A 16,474-nucleotide genomic window follows, 5' to 3' on the forward strand; every position below is an offset into this window, starting at 1 on the left:
TTTAATTTGAGTTAATTAATTTATTCTAAAATTATGTTCAATTATACAATAAAATATACTGCCGAAAACATCTATGAAAACCCTGTTTTTGAAGCTTTTTGGCAGTATTTAGTTACTCCAGAAGATAACGCGACACAAGAATTAACTTCAAGTCTGTTTAAGATTTCTGAAGATTTTTCAATAGAAAAATCTATAAACGGATACAATTTTGAAACGACTAGAATTCATTGTAAAAAGCCATTTGAGTCTATTAAATTTGAAGCTGTTTTTAAGTTGGTAAAAAAAGAAGAAGGACCGCTTAAAATTGATCCTAAATTTAAAGTTGAAGATGATTATAACGCGATAGACGACGCTATTTTTAAAATTGATAACGAAGCTTCTTTAAACGCTACTGTACTTACTACATTGACAGAAAAATATTCAGATTTGTTTATGTTTGATAAGTCAAAAAGTATTTTAGATAATTTAAAAACTTTGAATGAGTGGGCTTCTAAATATTTTAGTTACAAAACAGATGTTACGACTCCTGACACACTTTTAAAAGAAGTTATTGAAAAAAAACAGGGAGTTAGTAAGGATTTTACACATTTATTTTGCGCCATTTCACGTAAAAATAAAATCCCAGCACGTTGTGTTTCCGGATATCTGCATCAAGGAGATAGTCTTGTTGGAGAATCCAAAATGCATACTTGGGTTGAAGTTTTTGTTCCTAATTTAGGCTGGATTGGTTTCGACCCTACAAATAATATACTTACAGATCATAATTATATAAAAGTAGCAGACGGAAGAGATTATAGCGAATGTGCACCTTTAAAGCAAATATTAATGGCTTATGGAGAAGAGGAAGTGAAGCTAGTTGTAGAAGTTACTTATGAATAATAATCTGGCTTCAGATTTATTTTTTGAAAAAAAGTGTAGTACTTTTGAGTAAAATTAAAAGAATATGATAACATCAGATCAAATTAAAGATCTTTCACACCGCCTTACTGCGCTAAGGCAATATCTTTGACATAGATGTCAAACGAATAGAAATACAAAACGAAGAAGAGCAAACCTTCGATCCTAACTTTTGGAATAATTCTAAAGCTGCCGAAGTGATTATGAAATCACTTCGTGTTAAAAAGAAATGGGTACAAGATTTCAATACCGCCACAGCACTTGTGGGCGATTTAGAAGTCTTGTATGAATTCTATAAAGAAGGAGATGCATCCATAGAAGACGTCACAGAACAATACGAAAAGGCACAAGCTCTTTTAGAAGACATCGAATTTAAAAACATGTTGTCTGAAGAAGGAGATAGTTTAAGTGCTGTGCTTCAAATTACAGCAGGAGCAGGTGGTACCGAAAGCTGCGATTGGGCAAATATGCTTATGCGTATGTATTTAATGTATGCAGAAAAAAGTGGGTTTAAGGTTAAAGAACTTAACTATCAAGCAGGAGATGTTGCTGGAATAAAAACGGTGACATTAGAATTAGAAGGCGATTTTGCTTTTGGCTGGTTAAAAGGTGAAAATGGAGTACATCGTTTGGTGCGTATTTCTCCGTTTGATAGCAATGCGAAACGTCACACCAGTTTTGCTTCAGTATACGTGTATCCGCTGGTAGATGATACTATAGAAATTGATATAAATCCTGCAGATATCGAAATTACCACAGCAAGGTCTAGTGGTGCTGGAGGACAAAATGTGAACAAAGTAGAAACTAAAGTTCAGCTTACGCATAAGCCAACAGGAATTCAAATTTCATGTTCAGAAACACGATCACAACACGATAATAGATCTAGAGCGCTTCAGATGTTGAAATCTCAATTGTACGAAATAGAATTGCAAAAACAATTAGCGCAACGAGAAGATATTGAGGCAGGTAAAATGAAAATTGAGTGGGGAAGTCAAATACGTAACTATGTTATGCATCCTTATAAATTGGTAAAAGATGTTAGAACAGCTCACGAAACAGGAAATGTAGATGCCGTTATGGACGGAAATATCGATGCCTTTTTAAAAGCTTATTTAATGATGATGGGCCAAAAAACAGAAGATACTAATAACTTATAATCACACTAATTATGATTACAATTTATCACAATAACAGATGTAGTAAATCGCGGGAAGCACTTCATATTCTAGAAGCTTCAGGAAAACCCTTTACGATAATTAAATATTTAGAAGAGGTTCCTACAAAAGCCGAATTATCTCATATAATCGATTTGTTAGATATTATGCCAATCGATTTAGTTCGAAAAAATGAAGCGATTTGGAAGGATAATTACAAAGATGAAAATCTAACAGATGAAGCGATTATGGATATCATGATCGAAAATCCAAAGCTTATAGAGCGGCCAATAGTTGTTAACGGAGATAAGGCCATAATTGGTCGACCGCCGCAAGACATCACAAATATTTTATAATATAAAAACCTCTAATTCAGTATGAAAGTTAGAGGTTTTTTGTTTTAACAATTTTTTAACTAAAACAGGTTAAACCAAATTCGTTTCTTGCGGTCTTATTTAATTAAAACGATAATTAATGGATTTTATAAGACGAGTAGTTTTTAGTCTGCTTTTTTTGGTTTCATGTTTTAATATTCAAGCGCAGTCTGCTAAGGATATTGAAATAACAGGTAGCGTAATTGATAAGGATACAAAAGAACCTTTAGAGTATGCTACTGTTGCCTTTAAAGACAGTAAGGATAATAGTATTGTAACGGGAGGAATTACAGGAACAGATGGTAAATTTAATATTACTGTGCCTGCTGGAGTTTACAATGTGTCTTTTGAATATATTTCGTTTATAAAGCAAACAATTCATAAAAAGAACTTAACCCAAGATACCAATTTAGGAACTGTAATTTTGGAATTAGATACCGAGTCTTTAGATGAGGTTGAAATTATTGCAGAAAAAACAACTGTAGATATAAGACTTGATAAAAAGATTTATAATGTTGGTCAAGATTTAACCGTTAGCGGAGGTACTATAAGTGATGTTCTAGATAATGTACCTTCAGTTTCTGTAGATGTTGAAGGAAATGTTGCGCTAAGAGGAAACGATAATGTTACTATCCTAATTAATGGAAAACCATCAGGATTAGTGGGTTTAAATTCTACAGATGCCCTTAATCAATTACCTGCAGATGCGATAGAGCGTGTAGAGGTTATTACATCGCCTTCAGCACGATATGATGCAGAAGGAACAGGTGGAATTATAAATATTATATTAAAACGAAGCAAGCTGCAAGGGCTTAATGGTTCTATTACTGCAAATGGAGGGTATCCAGCTATGGCCGGGATTTCAGGAAATATAAATTATAGAACAGGAAATTTCAATTTCTTCAATACTACTGGATATTCGTATCGAGAATCGCCAGGAAAATCGGTTACGGAAACAGAATATTTTAATAATGAATTTGATGATGAAGGCAATATCATTGAAGATCTTCCAGATACGTATTTAAATGAATACCGTGATTTTGATAGAATAAGTAAAGGAATAAATACTAATCTAGGAGTAGAATGGTATGTTAACGATAACACTTCGCTAACAGGTTCAGTTTTTTATAAAAACAATGATAACAGCTCGAACACAACAAACAATATTTATGAATTAGATAGTTCAGGAAACCTTCTAAATCAAACTTTGCGTTTAGATCCTGAAACCGAAGACGATAAAACGATACAGTATTCTTTAAATTTCGACAAGCAATTTCCAGATAAACCTGGGCATAAATTAACATTCGATTTTCAATACGAAGATACTTCAGAAGACGAAAATTCAATTATTACAGAAAACGGATTCGATTCAGAAAAAGTTAGAACTTTAGAGCAACAAGAGCGAGTGTTGTTACAAGGAGATTATGTGTTACCTATTGGGGAAGATGGTCAGTTTGAATTTGGTTATCGAGGAAATTTTAACACCTTGGATACCGATTATACCTTAGCGTTTAATGAAGATGGAGAGTTTGTTATAGATACAGATGTTAGTAATAACTTAATTTATAAAGAACGAATTAATGCGGTGTACACTCAATACGGAAATAAAATAAAAGATAAATTTTCTTATTTGTTAGGGTTGCGTATGGAAGCTACGGGTATAATAATAGACCAATTAACAAGCGATGATTATGAAAAGAAGAATTATGTAGGATTATTTCCAACAGTAAATTTAGGTTACGAGATTTCTGAAGATGAGAGTCTAATGTTAGGATACAACAGACGAATTAGACGCCCGAGATCTCGTTATATTAATCCTTTCCCATCACGAAGTAGTGCTACAAATTTATTTCAAGGAAATCCTAATTTAAATCCAAGTTACTCTTCTGCAATAGATTTAGGGTATTTAAATAATTTAGGAAAAATAACTTTAAGTAGTTCAATTTATTACCAACATGCTACAGAGGTATTCACTCTTATATCAGAAGCTACAGGAGAAACTGTAATAGTTGGAGGGACAGAAATCCCAGTAATTAAGCGATCTCCAATTAACTTGGCAACTAACGATCGCTATGGGTTTGAGTTTACAACAACATATAAACCAACGAAAAAGTGGAATATGAATGCGAATTTTAATTTCTTTAATTCCATAACTCGGGGAGATTATAAAGATATAAATCTTGATGCAGATAATTTAAGTTGGTTTATTAGATTGAATAATACAGTGACTTTACCTGCAGAAATTGAATGGCAAACACGATTAATGTACCGTGGCCCAGAAGAAGACGCTCAAAATGAAATAGATGGTATGTTCTATTGTAGTTTAGCATTCAGTAAAGAAATTTTTAATAAAAATGCATCTATAACCCTTAATATTAGCGATGTGTTTAATTCTATGAAAAGACAAATACTTTCCACTACAGAAACTTATGTTAGTGATAGTGAATTTCAGTTTAGACAGCGTTCGTTTAATTTAGCATTTACATACAGATTCAATCAACAAAAGAAACGTCAAGAACGCAATTCGGAAGATGGCGGTGGAGACGGTATGGATTTTGAAGGTTAAAACTTTAAAAGCTTCCTGTTTAGGAAGCTTTTTTTCTTTAATATATTTTTTTGCCATAAAACTCGTTACTTATAAATATATTTGAAATATTAAAAAGCATCTATGTTTAAAAGAATACTAATCCTTTTCTTGTTGTTTTGTCCTTTAATTTTAATGGCACAGGATTTTTCCGAAAGTTGGGAAGGACATTTTTCGTATTATAATATTAAGGATGTAACAGCTAGCGAGAGTAAAATTTATGCAGCTTCAGACAATGCTATTTTTACTTATGATTTTTCGACTCAAGAGATAAATACACTTTCTACCATACAAGGACTTGCAGGCGAAACTATTTCAACCATTCATTATAGCTCTGATTTTGGTGCTTTAATTATAGGTTATGAAAACGGTTTAATTGAAATTTTTTTAGAAAAAGATTCTAAAGTTTTAAGTGTTGTTGGTATTCTAGATAAATCTACTATTCCGCCTACAAGCAAACGCATAAATCATTTTAACGAGTATGAAGGTTTGTTGTATATAGCAACAAATTATGGAATTTCTGTTTATAATTTAAACCGATTAGAATTTGGAGATACTTATTTTATAGGAGATTCAGGTGTGCAAACTATAGTAACACAAACTACGATTTACAATGGCTATATTTTTGCGTCATGTCGTAATTTTACAGGTCTAAAACGTGGAGAACTTAGTAATAATAATTTAATAGATTACAACCAATGGACTAAAATTGCAGAAGGTAATTATATAGCTGTAGAAGCAGTAGGAAGTAACGTTTATGCATTTAATACAGCCAACTCCGTTTTTAAAGTTGATAATTCGGGTATTTCTTCAAGTTTAAGGCAATTTCCAGAGTTGCCATTAGATGTAAAATCGGCTAATGCCGAACTTGTAATTACTAGTGCAAACCATGTGTATTTATACGATAGTAATTTTAAGTTAATCTCACAAGTTGGACAGAATACGTCTTTTAAAACTTCTTTTACATCTGCCATTACCACTATTGATAATTTTTATGTAGGCTCTGATAGTTCGGGTGTTTTAAGTACTCCAATTAGTAATACAACAGTTTTTGAAGATATTCTTCCTGATGGACCATTAATGAATATACCTTTCTCTGTACAGGCAGGATATAATAACGCTTGGGTTACTTTTGGTGATTACACTGTAGATTATAATTCTTATCCATTAGAGACACGTGGAATTAGTCATTTAAAAAGTGCAACATGGGTTAATATCCCAACTGATAGTATTTTAGGAGCTCAAAATTTAAATGCAATAAGTATTAATCCAAATAAGATTAATCAAGTGTATATTAGCTCTTTCCAAAAAGGAATTTTAGAAGTCGATGCCGATGTCGCTACCACGTTGTTTAATGAAACAAATAGCGGTTTAGAACCGATTACAGGAACTAAAGAAATTCGTGTTAGCGCTTCTACCTTCGATAACGATGGTTTATTGTGGACTTTAACAGGTCGTGTTTTAAGTCCGTTAACATCTTATGATATAAAAACTGATCAATGGCGCACGTATAGTTTTGAAGGTTTATATCCAGATGGTAATGACGAATGGGGTTTTTCAGATATTGCAATAGACAATTCAGGCGTAGTATGGACAGGAGGTTACAAAAACGGATTAATAGGATACGATTATAAATCTGGGACTTCACAAATAAAAAGCTTGAGTGAAGAGTCTCAAAATATGCCAACAACTGTTGTGTCTGCTGTGGCGTTAGATAATCGTAATCAATTATGGATTGGTACCATTAGAGGTTTACGTGTGCTTTATAATACATCTACGTTCTTTACAGATAACGGTGTGCAAGCCAGCGAAATTATTATTCTAGACGATGGTATTCCTAAAGAATTATTGGCAGATGAGTATATTTCGAGTATAGAAGTAGATGGTACTAATAACAAATGGATTGGAACAATTGGTTCTGGGATCTTCTATTTCTCTTCAGACGGTCAAGAAACCATTTATCATTTTACAAAAGACAATTCCCCTTTACCCTCTAACAATATAACAGATATAAGCATAGATAATTCTAATGGTAAAGTGTTTATCGCTACAGAAAGTGGATTGGTTGTTTTTAAATCTGGAAGCTCATCAACTAAAGAAACTTACGAAGATGTCTATGTTTATCCAAACCCAGTGCGTCCTACATTTAATATTACAGAAGATCGGGTAAAAATTAAAGGGCTTACAGAAAATGTAAATATTAAAATTACAGATGTCGCAGGTAATTTGGTTGCAGAAGCTCAAGCAAATGTTAACTTAAATTATAGCGGATATAATTTGGAAATTGACGGCGGAACTGCCTTTTGGAATGGTAGAAATTTAGCCAATAATGTAGTACGTTCCGGAGTATATATTATTATGCTTTCGGATACAGAAACATTTGAAACCAAAGTGCTTAAGTTAATGATTATTCGTTAATGTTTTACTCTTCAAGCGCCATCGTATTATCTAAACTTAAGTATCGCGATAACGACCTAATTGTAAGTTGTTATACTAAAGATTTTGGAGTTGTAAGTTTCTTGTTACGGGGTGTTTTTAAAAGCAGAAAAGGTCAAGCTAAAGTGGCTTATTTTCAATTGTTATCTCAAATCCAGATCGATGCCGATTTTAAACAAAACCGATCATTACAGACGCTTAAAGATGTGAAAATTAATGTGCTGTATGCGACTTTACATACTCAGGTTTTAAAAAGTACAATTGTTATGTTTTTAGCCGAAGTATTGGCTATGGTTTTAAAAGAAGAAGAATCGGATGTAGAGTTATTTGAATATATTGAGAGTGGATTAAATACTTTAGATGAAACTTCTGAATCTGCAAACTTTCATTTGGTGTTCTTACTGCATCTAACCAAATATCTAGGGTTCTTCCCCGATATATCTAATATTCATTATAACTATTTCAACCTCAGTACGGGACAATTCGAGAAGTACTCCACAAGTATCTATTCTATTACAAACGATAATTTAAAATTTTTAAAGCTTTCATTAGGCATGCTTTTTGATAATTTGAATTCTTTAAAAATGAATTCGAAACAAAGACAATCATTCCTAGACATGTTGCTTTTGTATTACGAATTGCATCTTGGGAATTTTAAAAAACCTAAATCATTAGCCATTTTTAGCCAAGTATTTAGTTAACTGTCGACCAAAAAGTCTTTATGAATATAAAATTACTATGCGGAGTTTTTTTTTTAATCTCCATTTCTATACAGGCCCAAAACATTACTATTTTTAATAGTAATAATAACGAGCCAATTTCTGGAGTTGCTATTTTTAATGCAACTAAAACATTAAGTGAGATTTCTAATTTAGGTGGAATTATTTCACTTCAAAAGTTCTCAGATCACGAAACTATTTTCTTTAAACATTTAGCTTTTGAAAACTTTTCAATCGAAAAATCAAAATTAAAGAATTCCTTAATTGTGTATTTAGAACCATTAACAGAAGGTCTAGAAGAGGTCGTTATTTCAGCTTCAAAATTTGAACAAAATAAACGCGATATTCCTCAAAAGATAGTCTCCATTTCTGCTGAAGCAATTACTTTCGATAATCCTCAAACAAGTGCAGACCTTTTAGAAGACACAGGGAATGTATACATTCAAAAAAGTCAATTAGGAGGTGGAAGTCCTATGATTCGTGGATTGTCTACCAATAGATTATTAATAACTGTTGATGGAGTTCGAATGAATAATGCTATTTTCCGAGAAGGAAATGTTCAGAATGTAATTTCTATCGATCCGTTTACAATTCAAAACACCGAAGTTATTTTGGGCGCCGGTTCTGTAGTTTACGGTAGCGATGCTATTGGTGGTGTTATGAGTTTTTACACAAAAAAAGCGGAATTGGCTTTTGAAGACGATAAGGAGTTTCATGCAAATGCCGTTGCTCGTTATGCAACTGCGAATAATGAAAAAACGGGACATTTTGATTTTAATATCGGATTGAAAAAATGGGCCTTTTTTAGTAGTGTGAGTTATACCGATTTCGATGATTTAAAAATGGGAAGTCATGGCCCAGATGATTATTTACGTCCAGAATATGTGGTTACAGAAAATGGAGTAGATAAAATGGTTGAAAATCCTAATCCTGAAATTCAAGTGCCAACAGGATATAATCAGATTAATTTATTGCAAAAGGTAAAATTCCAACCAAAGAACAATTTAAGTTACGATTTAGGTTTGTATTACTCTACAACTTCAGATTACTCAAGATACGATAGGTTAATCCGATATAATGGAGATGATTTGCGTTCTGCCGAATGGTATTATGGTCCACAACGATGGTTTATGTCTAATTTCCAAATCACAAAATTAAGTAGTCATTCTGCGATTTACGATAAGTTTCAAGCTAATGTGGCTTACCAAAATTTTCAAGAAAGTAGGGTGGATAGAAATTATCAATCAGAGATTAGAAACTCTACAAACGAAAACTTAGATGCTATTTCTGCAAATATAGATTTCGAAAAACAGCTCAGCTTAAAAACACAATTATTTTACGGTGTAGAGTATGTGTTTAATAAGGTGCATTCTTATGGCGAGGAAGAAAATATTGACACGAATGAAATAATAGATGCGATTTCTAGATATCCAAATGGTTCAGATTGGTCTTCGATGTCTGCATATGCCAACTTCAAATACAAACCAAATTCAAAGTTTGTGTTGCAAACGGGTTTGCGCTACAATCATGTGTTTGCAAATGCCGATTTTAAGGAAAATAATGAGTTTTTAAATCTTCCTTTTGAAACAGCCGAAATTAATACAGGAGCACTAACAGGAACTGCAGGGATAAGTTGGAATCCTGCAGAAATCATACAGTGGAAATTGAATTTTTCTACTGCATTTAGAGCACCAAATATTGATGATATTGGTAAGGTTTTCGATTCTGAACCTGGAGCTGTAGTGGTCCCAAATGACGATCTTAAACCTGAATATGCTTACACAGGAGATTTAAGTGTTCGTGTAAATATTGAAAATAAAGTTATTATAGATGCAGCAACTTATTATACACTATTAGATAATGCTTTGGTGCGTGGAGATTTTGACATAAATGGAAACGAATATATCGATTACAATGGAGAATTAAGTCGCGTACAAGCTATTCAGAATGCAGCAGAAGCTCATATTTATGGATTCGAAGCAGGTATTCAGATACATTTTACGGATGCTTTAAAACTAACATCTCAATACAATATTATAAGTGGTTATGAATTGCAAGACGATGAGAAATCATCGTTAAGACATGCTGCTCCAAATTTTGGAAATACACATCTTACTTGGCACAACAACAGATTAAAAATTGATGCTTACGCGATGTATAACGACGAAATGTCCTATAAAGATATGGCACCTTCAGAAAAGACCAAAGATTATATGTACGCTTCCGATGCAAATGGGGATCCTTATACACCATCTTGGTACACTTTAAATTTACGAACGCAGTATAAGTTCAATAAGGAATTTACTTTAACGGCAAGTTTAGAAAATATTACAGACCAACGTTACAGACCCTATTCTTCAGGGATTTCTGGTGCTGGTAGGAATTTGATTCTAGCTGTGAAATATAGTATTTAAGCATAGTATTTACTTATTTCTTAATAAATTTTTTACGAAAATTATTATTTGTACTAGAAACAGAAGCAATATAAGTTCCAGATTTTAATGTTTTTAAATTATAAATTTCGCGGTTTGATGTGGTGTTAAACTTATATAAGTGTTGTCCTAAATAGTTGTAAATTGAAATAGTTTTCATTTTAAATTTATTAGAATTAAGTTTAAAAAGCCACTCATCAGTATTCAGTTGAATGATGCTTAAATTCGTTGTGTTTTCATGGCCTTCAACAGTTAAAGAACGAGATTTAAATTTTAAATAAAAGCGATTATTATGTTCCCCAGGTTCAGAGGTAAATGTATAATCAGAATCTTTTAAATTATGATCTAAATTCAGAAAAGTATCTTCTAGATACAATTCATTTTCCTGTAAAAAAGCACCTCTAAAATCATCTAAAGACAATGTGTATATCGTCGGTATATCTATTGAAGAATAAAATCCTAAAGTAATTTTTTCATCTTCATGTATACTGTTTAAATCTTTTCCCTGAATGGTTAGTTTCTTGTCAGATTCATGAATCATTGAATATAATTTAGCCGAAGTATCTTTGGAAATGTGTGTTTCAACATCAAAATAACTACCATCAAAATCATCTTTTGCTCCAGAAATATAACTTACTAAAGTTTGACTAAATACACCATTATCTGAGGTTAAGTTTATCCATATCTTATTTGATTCCTGTTGTTTAAAAAACTGAGTGTTTTTATTGGCAACTCGCATAGTGTTATTGAAAATAACATGCCCATTTGGAGCTATATAATTATCTGAAAATTTTACAAAAAAGCCTTGGCAAGAGGGAATAAAATTATCTGGTTTTGTACCTTCTCCTATTTGTGCAGCAATAGACCCTGAACCATTTATTATGGCATAATCTGACGGACTAAAATTTAAAAGTTCATTACCATTATACGTTTCTGATGGTGGCGTGTCGTGTGACCATAAATAGATAACACCTTCCAACGTTCCTTCTGAGTTTAATACGTTTACATTAGCATCAAAAAAACTTTTTACATCTATTGCGGATGGGTAGGGATTCCCAATCAAATTCCAATTGCTATCTAAATTAGATTCATCATTTCTTTCTACGGGAGTGTAGATAGTGCCGTTATTAAAATCGCCAGTAAAAGTGTATAAGTAAGTGTTTCCTTCGGTAAAGTCTGTATTAGTATGTGTGGCAGCATATCCAACACCGGCTTGTAAATTATCCGAGCCATTTATGGTCTGATTCTCTCCAATAGCTTGCCAATCGTTAGCATTGTCATCAACATCATCTTGTCCTAATTCTTGTGCATTATTATTGTTTTCTTCCATATAAATATCGACAAAATTTGAGGCTTTATACCAATACAAACGCTTTGAGTTTTTAAATACGCTACTAAAAATATCATTTTTAACAGGAGAACTCCAATAGGTATATTCATACCAAGCGTTTAATATGGCTGTTTCTTTTTCAATAGTAATAACTCCCGTATTTATAATTTCGGAGTTATCTCCTTGTATAAAAGAGCTTTTATTTTTTAGAAGTAATTCGCCCTCTATATGTAACTCTTTTTTCACTTCTACATGAGTATCACTACCAATGGTTAAGGTTTTTTCTATAGGAATATATAATCCGCATGTGGTTATATTTCCGTGTATTAATGTGTTATAATTGTTGTTAATTATTGAAAATGAATTCTCTGTAGGTGTTTTATCAGCTATCCATTCAGTACCTGTCCAAATACTTTCATCAACTGATATTTTAACACTATTAGTGGCTGTATAGCAAAGTTCCGAGTCTTCTAGAATTCTGCAATAATATTGAAATCCGTTTATCTGTACCGTATTCAAAATTTTCAATGTTGGTGTTTGAGCACCTTCATGATTTTCATCATTCACGACTTCATCCCAAGTGTCGCTTTCAGGAAGATTAAAAAACCATTGGTATTGCAATTGTTTCTGGCCAATAAAACCTTCTTCAGCAGTTATTGAAAGTTCTGCAGACAAGCTACAACCTAAAGTATTGTCTACCGGTTGAGTTGTAATTATAGGAGCTATTCCGTTTGAAAAATCAAAAGTACCTATGTCGGTATAATCAACAGTATTAAAGATGTTCCATTCGTCTGAATTCCAAATTATACTTGGAGAATTTGTAAGATTGTTTTTTCGTCTATAAGTATACCCTTTTGCGGTTTCTGTAAACGGCTCACCAGAAATATGTCCCCATAAATCTATCCAAGTACCATTATGAAATAAACGAACATTATCGTTGTTATTTATACCTACCAAATTACTTAATTGGTCAAACCCATGAGATGAATTTGGGTTTTCGGCATCATTGGCTCCAAATGCAATTACAAATACATCTTGGTTGTTTAAAGTTAGGTCATCAAGTTGTAAAGCTCGGATAGTTGTACCATTGTAATGAATTTCAATATTATAATCCTTTAATTCTACTGATGATCCTGTTCCGTTAAAAATCTCAATATAAGAATGTGAGCCACTAGGATGATCGGTAATTTCACTAATAAACAAATCGTTTGAGGTGTTGCTGTTATTCCCTTCACAATTAGTCGTTTTAGTCGTAGTAATATTGAAATTGGTTGTATTGCTACACCCTAAATTATTAATAATGGTAAGGTTTCCAGAGGTCGCATGTTCTGGAACGATTACTTCAATTTTAGTCTCTGAAATAGGTTTAACAATGGCCGAAATCCCATTTAGATTTGCTGTTGTTTCTGTTCCGAAATTAGATGCTGTAACTGTAACGGTTGTTCCTGGAGGGCCATTCTGCGGATGCGCCAGAAGTGTTGTTGTAGAACATGTTCCAGTACCTTGGACTTCGAAAGTGTATGGGTTTTCATTATTGTCGTTATTTTCAATAGTTATAATTGCTGTTCTTATTCCAGAAGTTGAAGGTGTAAATGTTATTTGAAATTCAACTTTTGTATGGCTTGGAATACTTGTGTTGCTTGGATTTGAACTGATATTAAATTCTGAAGGATTTGAAACGTTAACATCATAAATATTTAAATCTAGTTCACCTTCATTATGAATAAAATAAGTTTTAGTATTAGATGTTTCACCTACAACAGTCGAAGCAAAAAGGGTGTTATAGCCAATATTTGATTCTGATCCAGAAGGAATTGTAGCTTCGGTGTTGCGTTCTATATCTATTTCTGGAGCTGGTAAAAAACCGCTTCCAGTAAGTGAAATTAGACAATCACTTTCGTTTGCATCAGAATTTATAATATGTAATTCACCACTAATTTCACCTGTTGAATTGGGATTAAATATTATTGTTAAGGAGATTTCTTCATTAGGTAGAATTGTAACAGGAATTAGTGGTTCGCTAATGGTAAAACTTGCAGTTGTTGTAATGTTTGAAATTTCTAAATTTACATCGCCAGTATTTTTTATGGTCAACGTTTTTTGAAAGGTTTGATTTGTCGAAATAGCACCAAAATCTAATAGATAACCACAATTTTGAAGATTTCCAATCTCATCTAAAATTTGTAATTCAGAAGCATTCGAACCACTACAAATAATGGAAACATCGTCTAAATAATAAGAACCTCCATTGCGATAAGACATTAGAATTCGAATGTGAAATTCGCCTATCAAATTGAGAGGAATAGATTTTAATTGATGAGATTCTGTAGTTTGATCAACAGAAATGCTACCTGCTTCAGTCCAAGATCCAGCTAACGATTCGGCATATTGAATGCTTAAGGTTCTTTCTTCTGCGGAAGAAGATCTTGACAATTGAAATTGAATGCTTTCTGGGTTTGTTAAAACTGTATTAGTAACAATAAAATCGTTTGTGGCGTTAAAACCCACTCCTTCTCCTTCATTTCCAGAAGTAGAATTTCTGTAAGTTCCAGAATCTTCCCAGTTTCCGTAGCTTGTATTAAAATTATCCGATAAACATTGGGTGAAACCTATAGGAATTACGGATAAAAATAATACTATTGTAATAGTATATCTTAAATTCATCTTTATAATGTAATTTTACATCCTTGAGGGAGGAACTTAAATTTAAAACAAAAAACACTGAAAATCAAGTATTTAAGATATTATTTTTCAGTTAAATTATGGATACTCATAAAACATACACTGTAGAAGAAGCTAAAAGAGCTTTAGAATATTACTGTGCTTACCAAGAGCGTTGCCATAAAGAAGTACAAGAAAAACTAGGAAGTATGCGCATGATTCCAGATGCAATAGATGCTGTTATCGTTCATTTATTAGCGCATAATTTTTTAAATGAAGAACGCTTTGCAAAGGCTTATGTTCGTGGGAAATTCAAATTTAAAAATTGGGGAAGAAATCGTTTAACGATGGAGTTAAAACGCAGGCAAATTAGCAGATTTAATATTCAAACAGGACTTAAAGAATTGGATGATTTAGATTATTATGGTGTGTTTGAAGCTCTAGCAGAACGAAGATGCGACTTAATTAAGGAATCAAATAAATATAAAAAGAAGAAAAAATTAGCTGATTATTTACTCTATCGAGGCTGGGAATCTCCTATGGTTTATGAAAAAGTAAATGAATTAATTTCATAAAAAAAAGGGTGTTTCAATAATTATTGAAACACCCTTTTTTTTAGTTTAATTTAAATTAAAAGAAGCACCTATATTAAACACAAATTGATTGTTTAATTCTTCGGCAGCTGTTAAATTTCCTGTATCGTATCTGGCGATTGGAAATCCTGCTTCTGCATAAACACCAAATCCATGAGAAAAGAAATATCGACCACCAACATGACCACCAAAATTATTTAAACCAAAACTTAATCCAGGGTATACATCTAATTCACGTATGCCTATTACAGATGAAAGATTAGCGTTAAAACGAGCTTTGATATCAAAACGATCTCCAAAATCTGCACCTATACTATTATTGTCGTCTACGCCTAATACATAAGTCGTAGATAATCCCAATGAAATATTCTCACCTACACCAAAATCGTAAGTACCATTAATTCCGGTTCCATACTCTTGGAAACTTGCTCCAATTTGAAATTTCTGATCACCTTTACCTTTAAAAGCTTGGGCATTTGCGAATGAGACAGCGCAAAAACATGCGATGAATAAAAGATTTTTCATAGTTTTAATTTTGGTTCAAATATAACTTATATAGTGTAAACTATGAATTATATTTCGCAGTTCTAATTATAGCTTGTTCGTTTTTCCAATCTATCCAATTTTGCCCTTTTAATTTACGCATTAGATTATCAAAATTTCTCATAATAAAGAGATTGTAAATGGCTTTACTCAAGTTTTTTGGGTGTCTTGCAACTGCGCGAAGACTCATTGAAAATCCAGGTGTAATGTAACGCATATAATGCCAATACCCTTCAGGCATATATAACACTTCACCGTGATTTAATTCCGTTTTAAAACCTTTTGCTTTCTTTAAAGCGGGCCATTTTTTAAAGTCCGGATTATTAAAATCTATGTCTTCCCTTGTAATTAAAGCATGAGGCACTTTGTATAAATATTTATTTTGATCTTGATCGAATAAAATTATTTTCTTTTTTCCTTCAAAATGGAAATGAAAAATATTAGCAAAATCAATATCGTAATGCATAAAAGTATAAGAATCTTGTCCGCCAAAAAACAACATAGGTAGCGTTTTCATAAGGCGTAAACCAAAATCAGGAAATGAAAAATCGTTTTGAAGCTGAGGGACTTCTTTTAAAATATTCCAAAGAAAAATTCTGAATTTTGTAGGTTCACTTTTTAATAAATCAAGACCGTTGCAATATTTAATAATTTTCTAAGTTCCATGTTTTTTAAATGGATTTGACTTACTTTTTATCTTAAAAAAAAGATTTTTGTACTATTTCTTGATTTTATAGGTCTTTCTATTAGT

General features: G+C 32.3%; 10 protein-coding genes and 1 pseudogene. 8 read left to right on the plus strand and 3 right to left on the minus strand.

The features are described from left to right. Window positions 1–33 precede the first annotated feature (33 nt). The 7 genes from R6X41_RS09815 (at window position 34) to R6X41_RS09845 (ending at window position 10,578) form a co-directional block, all read left to right on the plus strand. Window positions 34–879, plus strand: a complete 846-nt coding sequence (locus R6X41_RS09815) for a transglutaminase-like domain-containing protein (RefSeq protein ID WP_318499792.1) — start codon at window positions 34–36, stop codon at window positions 877–879. Between the two features lie 64 nt (window positions 880–943). Next, window positions 944–2,054, plus strand: a protein-coding gene (gene prfB, locus R6X41_RS09820; RefSeq protein WP_318499794.1) for a peptide chain release factor 2 whose coding sequence is annotated in 2 segments (ribosomal slippage) — window positions 944–1,006 and window positions 1,008–2,054 — 1,110 coding nt in all. Because the reading frame shifts where the segments join, the coding sequence is not laid out codon by codon here. 11 nt (window positions 2,055–2,065) lie between these two features. Then, window positions 2,066–2,407 (plus strand): arsenate reductase (glutaredoxin), encoded by a 342-nt coding sequence (gene arsC, locus R6X41_RS09825; protein WP_318499796.1) that lies wholly within the window; start codon window positions 2,066–2,068, stop codon window positions 2,405–2,407. 118 nt (window positions 2,408–2,525) lie between these two features. Continuing rightward, complete coding sequence (locus R6X41_RS09830) at window positions 2,526–4,991, plus strand: TonB-dependent receptor (protein ID WP_318499797.1); 2,466 nt, start codon at window positions 2,526–2,528, stop codon at window positions 4,989–4,991. 102 nt (window positions 4,992–5,093) lie between these two features. Further along, window positions 5,094–7,427 (plus strand): type IX secretion system anionic LPS delivery protein PorZ, encoded by a 2,334-nt coding sequence (gene porZ, locus R6X41_RS09835; protein ID WP_318499798.1) that lies wholly within the window; start codon window positions 5,094–5,096, stop codon window positions 7,425–7,427. Then, on the plus strand, window positions 7,427–8,146 hold the full coding sequence (gene recO, locus R6X41_RS09840; protein ID WP_318499800.1) for a DNA repair protein RecO: 720 nt from the start codon (window positions 7,427–7,429) through the stop codon (window positions 8,144–8,146). The genes porZ and recO overlap by 1 nt, the downstream gene beginning before the upstream one ends. Before the next feature lie 20 nt (window positions 8,147–8,166). Next, complete coding sequence (locus R6X41_RS09845; protein WP_318499802.1) at window positions 8,167–10,578, plus strand: TonB-dependent receptor plug domain-containing protein; 2,412 nt, start codon at window positions 8,167–8,169, stop codon at window positions 10,576–10,578. 13 nt (window positions 10,579–10,591) lie between these two features. Here the strand turns inward: R6X41_RS09845 and R6X41_RS09850 are convergent, their stop codons facing one another. Beyond that, entirely contained in the window at window positions 10,592–14,590 is a 3,999-nt protein-coding gene (locus R6X41_RS09850) for a DUF8693 domain-containing protein (protein WP_318499804.1), read from the minus strand. A gap of 98 nt (window positions 14,591–14,688) precedes the next feature. Between R6X41_RS09850 and R6X41_RS09855 the strand changes: the two genes are divergently transcribed. After that, on the plus strand, window positions 14,689–15,162 hold the full coding sequence (locus tag R6X41_RS09855) for a regulatory protein RecX (protein ID WP_318499805.1): 474 nt from the start codon (window positions 14,689–14,691) through the stop codon (window positions 15,160–15,162). Window positions 15,163–15,207: 45 nt separating this feature from the next. On the opposite strand, the gene R6X41_RS09860 is transcribed toward R6X41_RS09855, so the two are convergent. Together R6X41_RS09860 and R6X41_RS09865 are read right to left on the minus strand one after the other, a co-directional pair. Further along, the gene (locus tag R6X41_RS09860; protein ID WP_318499807.1) at window positions 15,208–15,705 is read right to left on the minus strand and encodes a DUF6646 family protein; all 498 of its coding nucleotides are present in this window, start codon (window positions 15,703–15,705) and stop codon (window positions 15,208–15,210) included. A 40-nt stretch (window positions 15,706–15,745) separates the two neighbouring features. Further along, window positions 15,746–16,354: pseudogene (locus R6X41_RS09865) on the minus strand (cupin-like domain-containing protein); the annotation flags it as partial. Between the last annotated feature and the right edge of the window lie 120 nt (window positions 16,355–16,474).

Origin of the sequence: Formosa sejongensis (genome assembly GCF_033447105.1) — a bacterium.
Lineage (GTDB): Bacteria > Bacteroidota > Bacteroidia > Flavobacteriales > Flavobacteriaceae > Formosa.

What these genes read in the sequence shown, in the direction of transcription:
- R6X41_RS09815 (WP_318499792.1), top strand. Translation starts at nt 34, where the DNA reads ATGTTCAATTATACAATAAAATATACTGCCGAAAACATCTATGAAAAC.
- arsC (WP_318499796.1), top strand. Translation starts at nt 2,066, where the DNA reads ATGATTACAATTTATCACAATAACAGATGTAGTAAATCGCGGGAAGCA.
- R6X41_RS09830 (WP_318499797.1), top strand. Translation starts at nt 2,526, where the DNA reads ATGGATTTTATAAGACGAGTAGTTTTTAGTCTGCTTTTTTTGGTTTCA.
- porZ (WP_318499798.1), top strand. Translation starts at nt 5,094, where the DNA reads ATGTTTAAAAGAATACTAATCCTTTTCTTGTTGTTTTGTCCTTTAATT.
- recO (WP_318499800.1), top strand. Translation starts at nt 7,427, where the DNA reads ATGTTTTACTCTTCAAGCGCCATCGTATTATCTAAACTTAAGTATCGC.
- R6X41_RS09845 (WP_318499802.1), top strand. Translation starts at nt 8,167, where the DNA reads ATGAATATAAAATTACTATGCGGAGTTTTTTTTTTAATCTCCATTTCT.
- R6X41_RS09850 (WP_318499804.1), bottom strand. Translation starts at nt 14,590, where the DNA reads ATGAATTTAAGATATACTATTACAATAGTATTATTTTTATCCGTAATT.
- R6X41_RS09855 (WP_318499805.1), top strand. Translation starts at nt 14,689, where the DNA reads ATGGATACTCATAAAACATACACTGTAGAAGAAGCTAAAAGAGCTTTA.
- R6X41_RS09860 (WP_318499807.1), bottom strand. Translation starts at nt 15,705, where the DNA reads ATGAAAAATCTTTTATTCATCGCATGTTTTTGCGCTGTCTCATTCGCA.